Raw genomic sequence first — 18,480 nt, forward strand, 5'->3', positions numbered from 1 at the left:
CCTTCATTTATGTTCAGTGAATCAATCCGACGATCGCCGCTGTCAAGAAGCTGACGAGTGTTGCGCCGTACAGCAGCTTCAGCCCGAACCGCGCGACGACGTTTCCTTGTTTTTCATGCAGCCCTTTCACCGCACCGGTAATGATTCCGATAGAGGAGAAATTCGCGAATGAGACAAGGAATACAGATACCACTGCCTGTGTATGCGCACTGAAATGGAAATCGCCGGATGAGAGTGTCTGCATCGCCACAAATTCATTCGATACCATTTTCGTCGCCATAATGCTTCCGGCGCTCACCGCTTCATTCCACGGAATACCGGTTAAAAACGCAAACGGCGCGAATACATATCCGAGCAGCGCCTGGAATGTAATGCCGAAGACCGCGTTAAAAACGCCGTTGACCAGGGCAATGAGTGCGACAAATCCGATCAGCATCGCCGCTACGACGACGGCGACTCTGAATCCATCCATTATATACTCACCGAGCACTTCAAAAAAGGATTGCTTTTCTTCTTCAGGAACGACGATCAAATCCTCTTCTTTGCTGACGGTGTACGGGTTAATGATAGAAGCGATGATAAATCCGCCGAATAAGTTCAGCACAAGCGCCGTCACGACGTATTCAGGCTTCAGCATCATCATGTAAGAACCGACGATCGACATTGAGACCGTCGACATTGCGGACGCGCAAAGCGTATATAAGCGCTGTTCAGTAAGATAACCGAGCTGTTTTTTCAAACTGATAAAGACTTCTGATTGCCCTAAAATCGCGGATGCAACAGCGTTGTAAGATTCGATTTTCCCCATTCCGTTCACCTTGCTTAACGCAAGACCGATATACTTCGTGATGAAGGGAAGGACCTTCCAATGCTGCAGAATTCCGATTAAAGCGGATATAAAGACGATCGGCAGAAGCACGCTCATGAAGAACGTCGTCTGTTTCGCATTCACAAGCCCGCCGAATACAAAGTTAATCCCTTCTGATGCATATTCCAGCAAGTAGTTAAATCCTTTTGCAAAACCGCCGACAAGAAAATTCCCGATACCGGTGTTGAGGAGAATATAACCGAGAATCAGCTGCAGCACGAGCATGACGGCGATCGGCCGGATTCTGATTCTTTTTTTGCCGTTGCTGGCAAGCCAGGCAAGACCTAAAAACACAATGATTCCGATAATTCCGATGAGATACTTCATATGTGTTCTCCTTTTATTTGTATTCGCTTACAATTTTTTATGCATCAACAAAGAAAGAGGATGGCGGAAGCTTTCAGCTTCCGCACTGCTGATTAATAGTCGCTGCTGCCGCTGTCTCCGCCGCTCACAATAGAGACGCCCGCACTTGCGCCGATCCGGCTCGCGCCCGCAGCGATCATGCTGTCAACATCAGCTTTTGTTCTGATGCCGCCTGATGCTTTGACCCCGATGTCCGGTCCGACTGTTTTTCTCATAAGAGCGATATCTTCAGCCGTTGCCCCGCCTGTAGAAAAACCGGTAGACGTTTTGACGAAATCGGCGCCTGCTGATACCGCTAAGCGGCACGCGCGCTCTTTTTCTTCATCTGTCAAAAGGCATGTTTCGATGATCACTTTGACGAGCGCTTTTTTATCAGCTGCTTCAACTACTGCGCGGATATCAGCTTCAACCGCTTCATCATCGCCGTCTTTTAATGCGCCGATATTGATGACCATGTCAACCTCAGTGGCTCCTTTTGAGATGGCATCCTTCGTTTCAAATGCTTTTGTTTCCGATGTCGTTGCGCCGAGAGGAAATCCGATAACGGTGCAAACGTCAACTCCCGTGCCCTTCAGTTCCTCCGCTGCGAGTTTGACCCAAGTCGGGTTTACACAAACGGAAGCGAATTTATATTCTTTTGCTTCTTTTATCAGTTGTAAAATATCTGCTTTTTGTGTATGCGGTTTCAAAGCAGTATGGTCTATTTGACTTGCAATTGACATTGTATGCACTTCCTTTTTCCTAGGATACGTTTAGAATAACCGAATTTTGAACATATGTAAATTGGTAATTGAAATTATGTTCATGAATTGTCACAATTCTTGAATGAGTTTTTTGGCCGTATGCTGATCGGTAATCAAAACGTTGGCGTACTTTCCTTTGAGGGCACCGTGAATGGCCTTGCATTTTCTGCTGCCGCCCGCCACCAGAATCGAACGCTCTTTCATTTTCAAGTCGCTGAGCTCGACTCCGATCGTCCGGCCGTTAATGCTGCTGCTGCAAATCCTGCCTTCCGCGTCAAAAAAGCGCGAACAAATATCCCCGACCCCGTGCGCTTTCAGCAATTGTTTCTCTTCTTCCCGGAAATAGCCGAGTCTGAAAAGCAGCGCCTCATCCCGGACGGTTCCGACCGTAAACAGGGCGATATTGGCTTGTCTGCCCATTTCAATGATCCGCTTAATATGTCTGTCCCGCTCGACCATCTGTTTCACATCGGCGCTGTCAAATATAACCGGCAGCGGCAAATACCTCGGCATCGTCTGAAATGCTTCGGCGAACAGCTGAATCGTTTCTGACGAATACGTATTGACATTGGAATGACTGATGCCGCCTTTCAGCTGCACAACTTCAACGCTCTTTACCTGCTTCGGCTCCATGCGGCTTGCGATCTGGTACATCGTCGTCCCCCAGCTTACGCCGAGTATATCGCCGTCCTTTACGGTTTTATGCATATAGTCTGCGCCATAGCGGCTTAAGTAATGTGTAATGGCCTGGTAATCGTCGCTTGGAGAAAAGACGACGTGCGCCTCAAGCAGCCCGTATTTTTCTTCCAGCTTCGCGCCTAGTTCGTCCAGATCCTCAAATGGGTCCATGACGCGAATTTGCACATACCCTTTTTCCTTTGCGTACTGAAGCAGCCTTGAAACGGTGGGGCGTGACAGATTAAGCCGTTCGGCGATCTGCTGCTGGCTGTAATCTGATTGATAATATAGTTTTGCCGCTTCTATGCTGAGCTGCTGTTTTTCACGATCCATGTCGCGCCTCCCCTCTCCGCTTATCATATCACCAAAATACGCGGTAAAAAAGCACCCTCTGATGGGGTGCCTATTTTTTCAGCACAAGCTCCTGAATCGCATGCGCCACGCCGTGTTCGTTATTTGATTTCGTTTCAAAATCGGCAATCTCCCTTACTTCCGGGATGGCATTGGCCATTGCCACACCGCAGCCGGCCCACTGAATCATGGACATGTCGTTGCCGTTATCGCCGATTGCCATGACGTCTTTCTGTTCAATGCCGAGTTTTTCGGCCAGCAGCTTAACCGCGTTTCCTTTACTGACTTTCGGGTGAAGAATCTCATGGAAGAATGGCGCACTTTTGACCATTGTGTATGTTTCTTTGAATGATTCCGGAATGGAAGCGATCGCTTTCTCCAGCTTGTCCGGATCGTCAATGAACATGACTTTCGGAATCAGAATATCCTTCGGCACTTCATCGATCGTGCGGAAATGAAGCGGCACTTTCGTAATGTATGATTCGTATACCGTGTATTCACTGATATCCCGGTTCGGCGTGTACAGATTGGCTGTGTCAAAGTAATGCATCGGAGTATCCAGCTGTAAGCTCAGCTCGTAAAGCGACTTCAAATCCTCAAAGCCTAATGACTGCTCGGCCACGACACCGTTTGTATACGTATTTTGGACGAGTGCGCCGTTATAGGCAATCACAAAGTCGCCTTCTTCCTGTAAGTTCAGCTCTTCCAAATACCGACGCACGCCGCCGATCGGCCGGCCCGTGCACAGGACGATATTGACCCCTTCCGCTTTGGCGGCATCAAGCGCCCCGCGGACTTCAGCCGTCACTTCATGATGATCGTTTAATAGTGTTCCGTCCATATCTATTGCGATTAACTTGTACATCCTGCATCTCCTTTGTGTCCTTTTCTTCTTATGCTTTCATCATATCGTTTTTTCGTTTCAATGAAAAATCAAACGGACGAGTTTCTCCGCCTTCTCTTCGTATAACGGGCCTGCCTCCGGATGCGGGGCCGTCTTTTCCCCTTGTCAGCTTGTTCGCCGCCGTCGTCTGTTTTCTGCTTCAAGAGCATCAGCCCCGCCGCAAAGAAAGGGACGGCCGCTATGTCCAGAAGGGCAAGCTTTATTCCCATCGCTGCGGGAAAGTATGCCCATAATGAACGGCTGTTCCGCCTGATCATGATATAAGAAACGATTTCCAGCAGGATAAACAGAGCGTTCACCCACAAGTAAATGAGCATTGCCGCAAACAGAAACAGCAGAAGCGTATTCCGCAGCGTGCCGGAAAACAGAAGAGCGCGCATCATATCAAAGAATGAAAAAGACTGCATGCTGCCGTTGACGACATTGGGATTGTAAATGGTAAAACGCCCGAACTGATCAAAAAGCATAAAAAATAACCATAACAGTGAAAACCATTGAATGATATGTACGATGACACCCGTCAAAACGAGTCTGTCGGCAGCCTTATTTCTCATGTGCATCCTCCCCGCCGGTTTTTATTCTTGTCATTGTTTTTGTTTCTCCGTATATCTTCCAAATGAGCGTACCGTTTTTTCCTCTTTTCAACGTGCTTTTGACGGGGTGCGGATGTCCGAGGTATTCAATCTCGATCGTCCCGTCCGTGTTTTGTGAGATCACCTTGTACACATCTGAGGGCATGGCAACCTCGCCGCGGCCTTGAATGACCTGCTTTGTCAGCACGCTGTCTTTCGTAAACGTGACGGTTTCAGATCTGACCCCGTCCATCGGGCCCGGTTTCAGCCCTGCATCCCATGTCCCGTAATAAAAAGGGGTATCGTCTGCTTTCTTTTGCGAGCAGCCTGTTATCATGACGCATCCGAAAACAAGAACCGTCATGATGAAAATCCGTATGTTCCGCAACATGATCACCTTCCTTTGAAGCTTTTTTACGCCTGTAACTTAGGCAGATGCCGTGGCACTGTGCAATTGACTACATAGTGTATAAAGACTTCACTAGATAAGGAGAATGATGAATGAACCCATATCAGTACTACACCCCGCCTGCCTATTTCCCTCAGCAGCAGGAATACGAAGTGAACCGCGTTGAGTATGAGCCGTATCAGCAGCAGGAAAGCTATTATTATGCGCCCCCTCAGTCTGAAGAGCGGCAGCCGACGGCTTTAGAACGGAGAGTCGCCCAGCTTGAAAGACAAAACGCCCAGCAAACGAGAGAGCTCACCCGCCTCTCACAAGAAGACCAGCGCCAAAACCGGGAAATCACGCGTATGAATGAGCAGATCAGACGGCTGAGCCAGTCCATTGAAATCCATACCCGCCGCTTAAACCGTTTGAATCAGCGCCTGCGCGCAGTCGAAAACAGACTCAATATTCCTTTTCACGCTACAGAAGGCGGCTTCTGAGAAAAAGGGCCGGAATACAAAGCTCGACAGGCCATGCCGAGCCTTGTATTCCGCTCTGTACATAACAGGTAAATATTTGAATCCTTTTCTTGCATGAATGCCTCTCCTATTCTTTCACATGATAAATGTGTAAAATCAATCACTCCAGGAGGTCTTCATGATGTATCAAAACCAATACAGCGGAAATCAGCTGCAGCAATGCCGCCAAACAGCACAGCAGCTTATTCAGCAGACACAGCAAAGCAGTCAGCAGTACAAGCAAATGCTCCAGCAGGAACAGCAAAACATTCAAATGCTTCAGCAGATGCTTAACCATGAACAGCATGCCGTTCATACCATTCAGCAAGCGCTGCAGGGGCATGAAGCGGCCATTCAGAAATGCCAGCAAATCGTGAATGTGTGCAATCAGCTTCAGCAGGAAGTAAGCGGACACATGCCTGCACCGATGGCAAACGCTAATGTTTCTTCATTCCCGCAAACACAGCATCACACACCGTTTCAGCAGCACTCATACCAGCAATAGGCCGGTCATGCAAATGACAAAGCGCGAGATACCGGCTTTGTCATTTGTTTTTATCTCTGTTTTGTCAGATCAATGCGATGAGCGGGTTTTCCGCCGAATTTTGCTTCCGCCTCATGCCTTACCGCTTCAAACGCTCTTGCTTCGACGTTTTGTTTAAACACATCAAGCTGTATCAAATAAGCCGCCCGCACTTTCAGCCCGTGGATGATGGAGATGACCCATAAAGGCAGCACGATATACACGCCCGGCGTGCTCGGCAGCACAAAAGCAATTGCTAAAATAATAAAATAGATAAGTCCGTATTTCAGCCATTTTTTGTTCTTGGCCCGGTAGCCGATATAGAAAAAGGCCAAGAAAGCGGTCAGCGCAAACGGCGCGAAAGTCAGAAGCAGCCACCAGCTGTGCAGCACTTCCCACCAAGTCCCTCTTTTCGTAATCAACATTCATTCCTCCTCCTTTACTACTATAACATGGATAATCAAGGAAGGTTTTCTATAAAAAACATAGACGGAATGACGTCTTCCTGCTATATTAATAATGATAATCATTATCACCGAAATAGGGGGATCATTATGAAGAAACAATCATGGCTGATCGGCCTGGCACTTCTGCTTGTTTTCGCATTAAGCGCTTGCAGCGGCGCGAAGGAAAACAACGGATCGGCATCAGGCAAAGGAAAGACAGACATGCGTACATATGAATCAACAAAAGGAAATATTGACATACCCGCACATCCGAAACGGATCGTCACTGACTTTTATGCAGGTGAGCTGCTGTCCGTTGACGCAAATGTCGTCGGGGCGGGCTCATGGGCTTTCAAAAATCCGTTTATCAAAAAACAGCTGAAAAACATCACGGACATCGGCAATCCCGTCAATGTGGAGAAAGTGATGCAGCTGAAGCCTGATTTAATCGTGCTGATGAAGGATGACCAATACGAAAAACTATCGAAAATCGCACCGACGATTGTCATTCCTTTTAACACCGCAAAGAATACGAAAGATACGGTCAGCCTATTCGGCGACATTGCCGGGGCGAAGGATAAAGCCAAAAGCTTTATGGCAGACTTCAACAAAAAAGCCGAAGCGAATCAAAAGCGCCTCAAAAACGTGATCGGCAAAGACGAGACAGTCGGCCTTTATGAAACGACGGATAAAGGCGAAATCTGGATTTTCAATGACAATTCCGGCCGCGGCGGCCAAGCCGTTTATAATGCGCTCGGATTGAATGCGCCGGCCAAAATTGAAAAAGACATCATGAAAACGGGCGCCATGAAACAGGTTTCCCAAGAGGTCATCCCTCAATATGCGGCTGATTATATGTTCATTACCGATTACAATCCGAATGGAGAAAGCAAAACATTTGAGCGGCTGAAAGATTCATCCGTTTGGAAAAATCTCGATGCCGTAAAACACAATCGTGTCTTTATCAACGATTTCAACACCTTCTATCCGTATGACCCGATTGCCGTCAGCAAACAGATGGATATCATCACCGACATGCTGATCAAACGGGCTGAAGAAAATAAAAAATAAAAAAAGCGGCACAGTCATGACACTGTGCCGCTTTTCATGTTCACTTTAATTTTGACTGTACGGAGCCCGGCATATCTTCAAATCTGACTTCTTCCCAGGTCTCGACATACTTTCCTTTCGCCTTCACCTTCAAATACGCGTTCTTCCGAAGGTCTTTCCCGGCGAAAAAGGTCACTTCTTCTTTTTTCCCGGATGCGTTATATCCGTCTAATGTATACTCAGTACCGCCCGGGCTAAGATGTTTGCCATCTCGATCAATCTGTACATAAACATCTTGCTGGTGAATAAACGGATTAAATCTGTCTGTAACATCATTATGAAAAAAGAGAAGTCCGTATATGACGGCAGCGGCCGCCAAGACGGCCAGGATTGCCAATGCTTTTTTCATCTTTGCACTCCCCTTACTTGTTCATTTTTTTCAAATAGCTTGTCCGCACCGCGAGGAAGAACAGAAGCTGAAAGATGAAAAACCCTCCGATGGTCAGACTGAGCGGCCCCGCTACATCGGAATAGCCTTCCACGGCCAATGTTCTCAAGGCAAACAGTGTATGCATGACGGCAATGACAAATGGAAAGAAGAAAAGAATGGCCAATTGTATTGTCACGCTTTGTGCCATTTCACGCTCACTCAGGCCGATTTTGGCCAGTGAACGGTAGCGCTCCCGGTCCTCATCTAAATCGGTGAACAGCCTGAAATATAAGAAACTTGCTGCCGCGACAAAGAATACAATGGCGATAAACAGGCCGATGAATAAACTCAGGCTCGGCAGCTGCACCGTATCATAGTAGGTGCCGGCTTTTGACATAAAATCAGAATGCACGTCGATATAGTTGCCGTAGATTTCATCTTTCAGAGATTGGCTGAACCCAAGACTGTCTTTCCAATGATCGTAGCTGTAGCCGTATAATGACGCTTTATCACCGAGTGATTTGAGCTGATCAAAGGTTTGATCGTTCACCGCGATGATGGCATTCAATGAGATCAGCGGTTTTTTGACTTCTTTTACCGTCAGTTTTTGGTCAGACGGCTTGCCTTTTTGGTTCAGCAGCTTCAGCTGATCCGGCGCTTCGTTTTTGAAATTGCGGTCATACGTGCCCGGGAAATAGACAGCCTCATCATGTTTCAGGCCGCTCAGCTTGACATGGAAGTATTTTGATACATCCGATTTGCTGATCATGTAAACAGGCGGAACAGTATCTCCTTCCTGATAGCGGACATAGGAAACATTTATTTTGTCTTTCTTATACGTAAAGCCGTGTGTTTTCAGTTCATGGTCAATATCTTTCAAATGAGTCTTTTCTTTTGAATTATTGCTGAAAGATACATACTCCATCTCATAGGCGGACTCTTCCGCCCCGACGGTCGATTTGTACATTGCGAGCACGCCTGTCGCAGTAAACGCAACCGCGGAAATAATGCTGACGATAAAGAACAGGCGGGCGTTGTCTTTTAAACGATAAACAAGGTCAGAAACCCAAATGACATTTTTCCCGCGCAGATAAAAGGTTTTCCACTTCTTCAGCGCGCGCAGAATCCAGATGCTGCTTTGGCTGAAAAAGAAATACGTGCCAATGACGGTAAGCAGTAAAATGATGAACGGTTGAGTCCCGTGGACATTGCCTTTCAGAACCATGCCGTACCCGCCGCAAAGACAGGCGATGCCGAATAAGGACAGAAGCACGGACGGCTTCGGCTCCGGCTTGATCTTGTCAGTGCCCTTTATTAATTTGATCACCGTATTTGATCTGACAAAAAGGATCGTGAACTGCGATAAAAGGAAAAATAAGAGCAGAAATCCGCCGGCCGTAATGCCGAGCGCTTTCCAAGGCATGTACAGAGGCAGCGCGTCCATTTCTAAAATATAAGCGCCGACCGTAAAGAACGTTTTCGAAAAAATGAATCCTCCGATAATCCCGGCTGCGATCGACATGACGCCGATGATCATGTTTTCCGCCGTAATGAGCTTTCTCAGCTGCCCCGGCGTGATGCCCTGCATCAGCAGAATACCGAATTCTTTATTTCTCGATTTCAAAAATGCGTTAACCGAATACAGAACAAATAAGAAAGAAAAAACAAAGATCATCCATTCCGCGGCGGTTAAGCCTTTTCTGGCGATGTTATTCAGGTAGCCTTCCTTTAGTGCCGGATGAAACAGGAACATCGCAAAGGTAAAGAAAATCAAAACGGAAAAAGCGCTGCTTAAAAAGAAAGCAAGATAGGCCCTTTTGTTTCTCGTGACGTTTTTATAAGCGAACTGAAGAAAGGTCATTTGCGTTTCCCCCCAGCATAGACAGCACATCAAGAATCTGTTCATAAAAGACTTGGCGGTTTTCCCCGCGGTAAATCTCATTAAACAGTTCGCCGTCTTTTATAAAGATGACGCGGCGGCAGTAGCTTGCCGCAACCGGATCATGGGTCATCATCAAAGCCGTGATATGATCATCCTGATTCAGGCTCTGCATCGTTTCCATGACGTCTTTTGACGCTTTGGAATCAAGGTTTCCCGTCGGTTCATCGGCCAGAATGAGTGACGGCTTATGAATGACCGCTCTTGCGATGGCGGCCCGCTGGCGCTGTCCGCCGGATACTTCAAACGTCCGTTTGTTGAGCAGGTCTTCGATTCCGAGCTTTGCCGCGATGCCGTGCAGTTTTTCTTCCATGACAGACGGCGCTTCTTTTTCAAGCGTTAACGGAAGCATGATATTTTCACCGATTGTCAGTGTGTCCAGAAGGTTGAAATCCTGAAACACAAATCCGAGCTGCTTGCGGCGGAAATGAGCGAGCTTTGTCCGCTTCAGGCGGTGCGGGTTTTCTCCGTGAATCAGGATATCGCCTGAATCCGGCCGGTCGATCGTTGAAATGATATTCAAAAGCGTTGTTTTTCCGGAGCCGGACGGTCCCATCACCGCCGTGAACCCGCCTTCTTCTATTGAAAACGAAATTTGTTTTAAAGCTTGATAGGACACTTGTCCTTTATAGGTTTTATTTATATGTTTGACTTCAAGCATATTCGCCATGAAAATCCTCCTTATGGTTTTATTCTTGTTGGTCTGGGCTGCTTTCATGTAGTGCCGGGGCATTTAACATAAAAATCCCCTTGACGTAAATCCATGTTATCAAGGGGAAACAAAACGAGCTATGTTGTTTTCTTAACGCAGCCTTACATTTTTGTAAGAAATGAAAATCGGACCGATGTCCCTTCACCGGGGGACGAGCTGATGTCCACCGTATGATTGAGCTTGCCCGTAATTTCTTTGACGAGATGGAGGCCGATCCCCGTAGATTCTTGGAAACGCCGCCCGTTTTCGCCGGTGTAATAAGGGTCAAACACCCGCTTGATATCTTGCGAGGGAATGCCAACACCGTAATCTTTGACTTCAAGCACCGTCCTGTCTTCATCGCGGAAGACATTCAGCTCAAGTCTGTCACTCTTGCCTGCCGAATATTTGACCGCATTTGTGACCACTTGGCCGATCGCAAATTTGAGCCATTTCGCATCGGTGTAAATCTGATGATCATCGCGAATGTCCATTTTCGGATAAACGCGGTATTGAATAAAAAATCGTTTATAACTTTGAATAACCGATTGGAGAAGCTCTGATAAGGAAACCGCTTCGACTTTAAAATCCCGCTCAAACAGGTCGAGCCTTGATGAATAAAGAAGCGTCTCCAGCCCGAATTCAATCTGCCGAACCTCTTTTTTGATTTGTTCAAAGACGGGCTCATCTTCTTCCTGAATGATTAAATTAATGACCGACAGCGGCGTCTTTACTTGGTGCACCCATTGGTTCATATACGTCACCCGCGCGTCAAGCTTGGCTTCGGTCTCATGGAGCTTCTGGTGCTGCAGCCGGATCAGCTCCATCTGCTTTTCATACAGCTCTGAACAGAACACCGAAGAACCGAGATACGGGATGTCCGTCCCTTCCTGCTCCGAGCTGAGCCAATGGTACACGCCGCGGTCTTTGTACCAGCGATAGGCAAGATAACCCGCCAAAATAAGAAGCTGCACGCCCAATATGTAAAACAGGTGGGAAAAAGAATGAAGACCCGCAAACCAGTAATAAAAGAAGACAAACAGCCCTTGAAGGAGAAAAAGCAGAATCAGCACGGCATGAGACCGGAGAAACAGCTTCATGGCAGCGCCCTCAGCTGGTAGCCTTCGCCCCGCACCGATTCAATGGAAACAGGCGCATTCAGCTCCCGCAGTTTTTTTCTGAGCCGCGTGATATACACGTTAAGTGTATTATCATCGACGAAAATGTCGGTGTCCCACGTTTTTTCCATGAGCCGGTCTCTTCCCGTCACCTTTTCTCCCCGCTCCAGCAGCACTTCCAAAAGCTTGCTTTCTTTCTTAGAAAGCTCGCTTTTTTCGTCCTGAAAGCGCAGTTCAAACCGTTCCACAAATAGCTGCACACCGGCATATTCAACCACTTTCTCTCCCTGCTTGGCGGCGTACTCTCCGTATGCCCTGCGGATCTGGCTTTTGATTTTCGCCAGCACAATATCATAAGAAAACGGTTTTTCGATATAATCATCTCCGCCGTTTTCAATCGCCATCACCTGATCCATTTCCCCGCTTCTGGCTGAGATAAAAATGATCGGGCTTGTAGAATGCTGGCGGATCTGGCGGCACCAATAATAGCCGTCATAAGACGGCAGGTTGATATCAAGCAGCACCACATCAGGCTTTTCCCGCAAAAAAACATCAAGAACAGCCGTGAAATCCGCGGCGGCCACGGTTTGATATCCGTATTTTTCAAGGTAATTCTGCAATAGTCCGCGAATGTCTTCACTATCTTCCACAATCATGATTTTATTCATGCAACCATCCTCCAAAAGGATACGGCTTTTCGGAGCCCTCATTATTTGATGCCCCCATCATAATGCTTTCATCGGTTCTCTGCAACATGAGAAAGCGGGCCTTTATAAAAGACCCGCTTCTCCCTTTCTCAATGTAAGATCGATTATTTCTAATTGACATTGTGATACTTAGATGGCGGACTCGGAAAGGTAATTTTAAATCTTGTGCCAACTCCCGGCTGACTATATATATCAATATTTCCCCCATGTGCCTTAATAATTTGTTGAGCAATAGCCATTCCTAATCCAGTCCCTGAGTTATTTGACGAAGCGCTTATCCCTCTGAAATACCGATCAAATAAACATTCAACCGTCTCTTCGTCCATTCCTATCCCATCGTCTTCCATTATAATTTGTATTTCATTGTCATGTAACACGTCCTGATATAATATGACCTTTATTTTAGTGCCCGGAGGATTATGTTTAATACAATTAGCAATCAAGTTTTCAACTGCGCGCTTTAGGTACCTTTCATCCATATTAAAAAGTATCTTATTGTGACTGGATTCTAAAGCGAATCTCTTATTTTCTGACTCCGGTAGCAGCTTCATTTTTTCTAAAGTGTCATGAATTACTTTCACTACGTTTTTTTCTTCAAGATGGATTGGAAGCGACTCATTTTTCAATTGAAAAGTTAAGTTGAAATCTTCAATCAGCTTTTCCATATATTCGACACGTTCTTCCATTATTAAGGAAAAATCACGCACTTGCTGATTTTCCCACTCATATTCATTTGAAGATAAAAGAACCGTATATCCCTTAATAACCGAAAGAGGGGTTTTTAAATCATGTGAGACACCGGCCATCCACTCTTCTCGTGTCTTTTCCAATAATTCTCGCTCAGCCTTATTCCTTTGAAGCGTTGAGGTAAGTTCAGACAGAGCCTGCATTAATTCTTGATAGGTCTTATATCCAGATTTATTATGTCTATATTTGCTTGAATGAAACTTCCCATCATAAGGTTCTTCATATTTTTCTTTAGACAAATTCTCAATCCAAGATACAATAAACAGCAGGGGAGCACCTAGTTTTTTTCCGTAAAATATTGCAATGACAATCCCTGCCATAATAATAGAAACTATCCACAAGTTATTCACCCAATAGAAAAAAGGGTTATTTTTTTCCATCGGCTTTCCCAATACCCATGTTAAATCCTGATTGTTTTTCGTTTCGTACCACGTAGATAATTGATAACCTTTTTTGGCAGGATACATGTAATCTGATATTAACTCTCCAAGAATATAATGCTTAGGTATATTTTGAGGTTTATTAAAAGAAAAAACCTCATCTCCTTGTTCATCTAAAATTTGAATCCACATCCGGTTCTCTAATAAATCTTCTTTTGCTTTCGTATTTATTGAAAATTGTTTATCTGCAACAACTGTTTGGTCAACAATTTTTTTTAAGGATAAGTGCGGCGTTTCCATTTTATTCTGACCTAAGACGAGGCTGAAAAATATGATACTGCCCACAATGAGCACACCCCAAATAAACATGAGTAAAAAAAGTCTCGATACGAAGTAAAATGCTATCCTATTTCTCAGCTTCAAAATAAATCCTCATCTATAGGCTCTGCTTCAAATATATAGCCCTGTCCTCGAACCGTTTTAATCCATCTAGGTCTGCTCGGGTCTTCCTCTAATTTTTCACGTAATCGTCTTACATGTACCATTACAGTACTATCTCCGCCATAAAACTCCCCCCACACATCTTTATAAATTTGGTGTTTACTTAAAATTTGATTGGGATGTTCACAGAAATAAATCAGAAGTTTCATTTCCTGAGCAGGGCAATCTATTCTTGTCCCGTTAACAACAAGTCTTCCGGTATTGGGATCTATTTTAAAATATTCATAATCGTATACCTGTTTTAGAGGGTAAGAAGAAGAGAGTTGAGTCGTTCTCTTTAATTGGGCTTTTACACGAGCTACAATTTCTAGTGGATTAAATGGTTTAGTAATATAGTCATCTCCCCCAAAACTAAACCCTTGCAATTTATCTAAATCTGTTGTTTTTGCCGTTAAGAAGAGTATCGGCACATTTGTATGCGAGCGTATTTTGCTGCATAAGGTGAAGCCATCAGTGTCCGGAAGCATGACATCTAATAAAATAATATTTGGAAGTTCCTGATCGATTTTCAGAAGGGTTTCGCTCCCTGTCATAGCTGTGGAAATATTGCTGAAACCTTCCTTTTCAAAGCAAGTTATTAATAAGTTTAAGATATGTTCGTCATCATCCACCATGAGGATTTTGTTCTCTTCTAACGTCATAAGTTACCCTCCTTTTTATTTCTTATTTTATATGAGATCAATGACATAAAGGTCAGAAAAGGAAAGAATTTAACTTTCGTTAAGGGTTCAGAATATTCTTTCGAATTTTTAACCTTGATATTCAGGTATCAATATAACTACATACAGAAAATAAACCAGGGATGTCGTTAAGTGAATGTTTAGGAAGAGTTTCGTTTGTGTTTAAAGAACATCGCTTATGATAAAAGTGAGGTGAGAGACAAATGAATGATCAAATAGTGGTAACACACGATCTGACTAAAAAGTATAAAAAGCATACTTCTGTTGATGGATTAAACTTAAGGATTAGGCGTGGCGAAATTTATGGTTTTCTTGGACCGAATGGTGCTGGTAAAACAACAACCATCCGAATGTTATTAGGTTTAATTAAACCAACAAAAGGAAACATCGAAATCTTTGGCCAAAACCTAAACAAGAATCGTTTGCAGATATTGCAAAGAATCGGGTCACTGGTAGAATCTCCAACTTATTATGGTAATTTAACAGGTTACGAAAACTTAGAAGCTGTTAGGAGGTTACGAGGACTTCCGGAACAACAGGTCAATGAAGTATTGGAAACTGTAAGGTTATCTAAAGTAGCAAATCGACTGACTAAGGAGTATTCCCTTGGAATGAAACAACGTTTGGGAATTGCAGTTGCCCTGTTAAGCAGTCCTGATTTATTAATTCTGGATGAACCGACAAATGGTTTAGATCCATCCGGTATCCAAGAAATAAGAGAGCTAATTAAAGAATTGCCTAAATCGGGAATGAGTGTTATTGTATCCAGCCACTTATTGAGTGAAATAGATCAAATGGCTACTCAAGTGGGAATTATCAACAATGGAAAAATGATTTTTCAGGACTCGATTGCAAGTTTACATCAAAAAAGAAAACCACTATTAAAAGTCGGTGTTAGTGACGTAATCGAAGCAAAAACAATATTAAACAGGAAAGGATTAAAGGTTGATTTACAAAAAAATTATTTGTGGCTGTCTCAAACAGAACCGGAATTCGTTTCAGAAATCAATTCCATACTTCTTCATTCAGGGCTGTCTGTATTTCGACTTGAAGAAAAGACACGATCACTTGAGGATATTTTTTTAGAATTAACCGGTACAGAGGGAAGTCTATGAAAAAGTTATTATGGGCAGATCAATTAAAACTGAAACGTTCGTCGTTATTGATTGTAGTCTTATTGGTTCCCTTACTCATTATAGCATATGAGTTGGTAAATCTTACTTATCGATCTGAATACGTGGAAAAACAAGCTGAAATGTTCCATGCTGGATCAATGTGGATGTATTTACTGTATGATAACAGTTTGTTATTTGGTCTGGGTTTTCCATTAGCCGCCACACTTTCTGCGTCAATAATAGCAAATATAGAGCATCAAGCAAACGGATGGAAGCAAACCCTTTCTTTTCCTGTATCTAGAATGCGAATTTATGTAAGTAAATTTATTTGCTTAGTAGTCAGTTTATTTATTTCGTCAACAATCTTCTTGCTCGGCATGGTACTGCTGGGCAAACTGGTAGGATTCGAAGGTAGTGTACCTTGGGGACTTTTGTTTGGAGATAGTTACAGCATGTTAGTTACAGTACTGCCTATAATGGCATTCCAGATATGGTTATCTATGGTGTTTAGCAACCAAGCATTCTCAATTCTTGTAGGATCAGTATCATCTATAATGGGTTTGTTTTTGGCAGCTGCTCAATCAACGAGATGGTTTCCGCTGGCTTATCCTAGTCAATCTTCGACAGTCATTCTGCAGTATGAAGGTATAGGATATAACCCAGATCTTTCATCTTACCTTTGCATTAGCCTTTTCTTAGGGATAATTATATTATTTCTAGGCTCTATTCATTTTGCTAAACGGGATGCTTTGTAAAAAGGAGGCGAAATACTTGAAAAACATTTTATTTGTAGAACGTTTAAAGCTTAAGCGATCAAAGTTATGGATCATCTACTTATTAGGGCCTTTGTTAGGTGTATCCCTGGCATACACTAACTTTATTAAAAACTATAACCTTTTTATGAATCCCGGAGACAATCCCTGGGTAGAGGCTTGGACACAAGTTGCCTTATTTATGGGCCCTTTTGTATTGCCTATCGTAGTGGGAATTTTCGCCGCCCTTGTTTGCAGGGGGGAACATGTAGGAGGCGGTTGGAAACAGCTTCTAGCCTTACCAGTCAAACACTCAGATATCTTTCTGGGAAAGTTTCTAACAGTGGTCCGCATGATATTCATTAGTATGTCCATTTTAATCCTCTTATTTATTGGATTCGGTTATATGTTAGGCATAAGCGGGAGTCTTCCTTTACTTACAATTCTAGGTTATGGAATTAGAGGGATCTTAGCTTGTTTACCATTAATTTTATTGCAGCTTATTGTTTCAATCAGGTCTAAAACATTTGGCATACCACTCGCTGTTAGCATTGTTTTTACATTACCGGCCATTATTATTGCCAGTACACCATTAGGTCAAGTATATCCATGGACACAGCCTATGTTAGCAATGTCACCCGAAGATGAATCACCGATTCAATCAAATTTCCTGTTTTACTCAATTATGGTAATAACGTGTCTCGGTCTCCTGGTTTACGGAATAAGAAGTTTTACTAAACGAGACCTTACGTAGGGTATATGCGGTATAAACTTATGAGAATTCGAGACAAGGTAAACTAATTTGACTAGCGCTATGTAAAACAGAAATTTATATGAAGGTAAGACTAAATCTTTTTGGTTGTATTCTTTGAAACTAAACGACTAATGGAAAAGGTGATGTTTCAAAGCATAAGACATAAGAAATATAAAGATATCTTAAGACTCTTTATTTAAACATTTTTTACATTTAATAATATCTCTTCCATTTTTTTGATTATGAGTTAATATAATACTATACTTAATAAGGGGGTGAATACAATGAGTCAAGAAGCTATCATTCGTTCATGGAAAGATCCTTTTTCCCGTGAAAATTCTACACAAAATCCAGCTGGTAACCCATTCAGTGAGCTGAAAGAAGCACAAATGGATAAGTTAGTAGGTGCGGGAGACATGGAAGCAGCATGTACTTTTACATTGCCTGGTGGCGGCGGTGTTTGTACTCTAACTTCTGAATGTATTTGTTAATTTGATTTATATAGGCTGTTTCCCTTCAGAAGGAACAGCCTATATTTTATTATATAAACTATTAGAAAATTCTTAAAAAACAGGAGGGTAAATCATTGGGGAAAACTCTCGTTTGTTCAGAAAATAGCTATTTCCAAGCATATATGAATCATTTATTAACGCCAGATAGTAATGAAATAATAAATGTTAACACATTGGATGAACTAAAACAAATAATATCCAAAGAAAATTTTTCCTCTGTAATCATCGATACTTGCCACCCTAATGACTTAGTGTTGCAACTGATAAAATCGATATCTTGCCCAGTCATAATACTTAACTCCTTAGAAACTAACGTTTCAGATTATAACCCTGGTCCAATATTAAATCAAATAAATAATGTTTCAACCCTAAAACATAATGTTTTTCAATTGTCTTTCACAACTTTTTTCGACGTTGGAAAGCATTGTATTTGGAAAAAGAATGAATATATCCCTCTAGCAATACAAGAATTTAAAATTTTATATTTGCTTTATTTAAATTCAAATAAAATAGTCTGTTCTGAAGAACTTATTGAATATGCTGACCTTACTGGTAGGTCAAGTCTTTATGTACACATTAGTTCTCTTAGAGAAAAAGTAGAGGATAACCCTGGAGATCCAAAGATTCTTCAAACAAAGTTTGGAAAAGGGTACCTCTTATCTGACAGTACATATATTTGTCTTGAAAAAAAAGCAGACTCAAAAAATGTCGTGTAAAAAGGATGACCCAAAAATCATTTTAAAATGA

At 43.3% G+C, this 18,480-nt stretch carries 22 protein-coding genes; 8 read left to right on the forward strand and 14 right to left on the reverse strand.

From position 1 onward, the window contains the following. Positions 1-13 precede the first annotated feature (13 nt). The 6 genes from AR442_RS17215 to AR442_RS17240 form a co-directional block, all read right to left on the reverse strand. Complete coding sequence (locus AR442_RS17215; RefSeq protein ID WP_004393280.1) at positions 14-1,195, reverse strand: NupC/NupG family nucleoside CNT transporter; 1,182 nt, start codon at positions 1,193-1,195, stop codon at positions 14-16. Between the two features lie 92 nt (positions 1,196-1,287). Beyond that, a complete protein-coding gene (gene deoC / locus AR442_RS17220) occupies positions 1,288-1,956 on the reverse strand; it encodes a deoxyribose-phosphate aldolase (RefSeq protein ID WP_004393277.1) in 669 nt (222 codons plus the stop codon). Positions 1,957-2,046: 90 nt separating this feature from the next. Next, positions 2,047-2,988 carry a DNA-binding transcriptional repressor DeoR gene (locus AR442_RS17225; protein WP_014419273.1) on the reverse strand — a complete coding sequence of 314 codons (942 nt, stop codon included), beginning with the start codon at positions 2,986-2,988 and terminating at the stop codon, positions 2,047-2,049. A gap of 70 nt (positions 2,989-3,058) precedes the next feature. Then, positions 3,059-3,871: a sugar-phosphatase gene (yidA, locus tag AR442_RS17230; protein ID WP_014419274.1), complete on the reverse strand. Its 813-nt coding sequence runs from the start codon at positions 3,869-3,871 to the stop codon at positions 3,059-3,061. A gap of 68 nt (positions 3,872-3,939) precedes the next feature. After that, positions 3,940-4,464: a hypothetical protein gene (locus AR442_RS17235; protein WP_015240896.1), complete on the reverse strand. Its 525-nt coding sequence runs from the start codon at positions 4,462-4,464 to the stop codon at positions 3,940-3,942. Continuing rightward, positions 4,454-4,873 carry a lipocalin family protein gene (locus tag AR442_RS17240; protein WP_007407821.1) on the reverse strand — a complete coding sequence of 140 codons (420 nt, stop codon included), beginning with the start codon at positions 4,871-4,873 and terminating at the stop codon, positions 4,454-4,456. Before AR442_RS17240 ends, AR442_RS17235 begins: the two co-directional genes overlap by 11 nt. 110 nt (positions 4,874-4,983) lie before the next feature. On the opposite strand from AR442_RS17240, the gene AR442_RS17245 reads away from it, so the two are divergent. Both AR442_RS17245 and AR442_RS17250 read left to right on the forward strand, forming a co-directional pair. Then, entirely contained in the window at positions 4,984-5,370 is a 387-nt protein-coding gene (locus AR442_RS17245) for a hypothetical protein (protein WP_014419276.1), read from the forward strand. Between the two features lie 160 nt (positions 5,371-5,530). Beyond that, on the forward strand, positions 5,531-5,893 hold the full coding sequence (locus AR442_RS17250) for a hypothetical protein (protein WP_007407823.1): 363 nt from the start codon (positions 5,531-5,533) through the stop codon (positions 5,891-5,893). A gap of 50 nt (positions 5,894-5,943) precedes the next feature. Here the strand turns inward: AR442_RS17250 and AR442_RS17255 are convergent, their stop codons facing one another. Continuing rightward, positions 5,944-6,336: a hypothetical protein gene (locus AR442_RS17255; RefSeq protein ID WP_007407824.1), complete on the reverse strand. Its 393-nt coding sequence runs from the start codon at positions 6,334-6,336 to the stop codon at positions 5,944-5,946. A gap of 129 nt (positions 6,337-6,465) precedes the next feature. Between AR442_RS17255 and AR442_RS17260 the strand changes: the two genes are divergently transcribed. Next, positions 6,466-7,428: an iron-hydroxamate ABC transporter substrate-binding protein gene (locus AR442_RS17260; protein ID WP_014419277.1), complete on the forward strand. Its 963-nt coding sequence runs from the start codon at positions 6,466-6,468 to the stop codon at positions 7,426-7,428. 40 nt (positions 7,429-7,468) lie between these two features. Here AR442_RS17260 and AR442_RS17265 read toward each other — a convergent pair whose 3' ends face one another. The 7 genes from AR442_RS17265 to AR442_RS17295 form a co-directional block, all read right to left on the reverse strand. Further along, positions 7,469-7,816, reverse strand: a complete 348-nt coding sequence (locus tag AR442_RS17265) for a YxeA family protein (RefSeq protein WP_004393256.1) — start codon at positions 7,814-7,816, stop codon at positions 7,469-7,471. Between the two features lie 13 nt (positions 7,817-7,829). Continuing rightward, positions 7,830-9,698 carry an ABC transporter permease YxdM gene (gene yxdM, locus AR442_RS17270; RefSeq protein ID WP_014419278.1) on the reverse strand — a complete coding sequence of 623 codons (1,869 nt, stop codon included), beginning with the start codon at positions 9,696-9,698 and terminating at the stop codon, positions 7,830-7,832. Beyond that, positions 9,673-10,446, reverse strand: a complete 774-nt coding sequence (gene yxdL, locus AR442_RS17275; protein WP_053285298.1) for an ABC transporter ATP-binding protein YxdL — start codon at positions 10,444-10,446, stop codon at positions 9,673-9,675. Before yxdL ends, yxdM begins: the two co-directional genes overlap by 26 nt. A gap of 143 nt (positions 10,447-10,589) precedes the next feature. After that, positions 10,590-11,567 carry a two-component system sensor histidine kinase YxdK gene (yxdK, locus tag AR442_RS17280; protein WP_021494678.1) on the reverse strand — a complete coding sequence of 326 codons (978 nt, stop codon included), beginning with the start codon at positions 11,565-11,567 and terminating at the stop codon, positions 10,590-10,592. After that, entirely contained in the window at positions 11,564-12,253 is a 690-nt protein-coding gene (gene yxdJ, locus AR442_RS17285; protein ID WP_053285297.1) for a two-component system response regulator YxdJ, read from the reverse strand. The genes yxdK and yxdJ overlap by 4 nt, the downstream gene beginning before the upstream one ends. A gap of 149 nt (positions 12,254-12,402) precedes the next feature. Further along, positions 12,403-13,842 (reverse strand): sensor histidine kinase, encoded by a 1,440-nt coding sequence (locus tag AR442_RS17290; protein ID WP_014419281.1) that lies wholly within the window; start codon positions 13,840-13,842, stop codon positions 12,403-12,405. Beyond that, positions 13,839-14,561 carry a response regulator transcription factor gene (locus AR442_RS17295; protein ID WP_014419282.1) on the reverse strand — a complete coding sequence of 241 codons (723 nt, stop codon included), beginning with the start codon at positions 14,559-14,561 and terminating at the stop codon, positions 13,839-13,841. The genes AR442_RS17290 and AR442_RS17295 overlap by 4 nt, the downstream gene beginning before the upstream one ends. Before the next feature lie 242 nt (positions 14,562-14,803). Between AR442_RS17295 and AR442_RS17300 the strand changes: the two genes are divergently transcribed. From AR442_RS17300 to AR442_RS17320, 5 genes are all read left to right on the forward strand, one after another. Then, complete coding sequence (locus AR442_RS17300; protein ID WP_014419283.1) at positions 14,804-15,715, forward strand: ABC transporter ATP-binding protein; 912 nt, start codon at positions 14,804-14,806, stop codon at positions 15,713-15,715. Further along, the gene (locus tag AR442_RS17305) at positions 15,712-16,470 is read left to right on the forward strand and encodes an ABC transporter permease (protein WP_007614844.1); all 759 of its coding nucleotides are present in this window, start codon (positions 15,712-15,714) and stop codon (positions 16,468-16,470) included. Before AR442_RS17300 ends, AR442_RS17305 begins: the two co-directional genes overlap by 4 nt. Before the next feature lie 16 nt (positions 16,471-16,486). Then, a complete protein-coding gene (locus AR442_RS17310; RefSeq protein WP_014419284.1) occupies positions 16,487-17,221 on the forward strand; it encodes an ABC transporter permease in 735 nt (244 codons plus the stop codon). Between the two features lie 284 nt (positions 17,222-17,505). Continuing rightward, complete coding sequence (locus AR442_RS17315) at positions 17,506-17,712, forward strand: plantaricin C family lantibiotic (RefSeq protein WP_029325769.1); 207 nt, start codon at positions 17,506-17,508, stop codon at positions 17,710-17,712. Positions 17,713-17,807: 95 nt separating this feature from the next. Further along, entirely contained in the window at positions 17,808-18,449 is a 642-nt protein-coding gene (locus AR442_RS17320) for a response regulator transcription factor (RefSeq protein ID WP_007614849.1), read from the forward strand. The last annotated feature ends 31 nt before the right edge of the window (positions 18,450-18,480 follow it).

It is taken from the genome of Bacillus velezensis, assembly GCF_001461825.1.
In the GTDB taxonomy this organism is placed as follows: domain Bacteria; phylum Bacillota; class Bacilli; order Bacillales; family Bacillaceae; genus Bacillus; species Bacillus velezensis.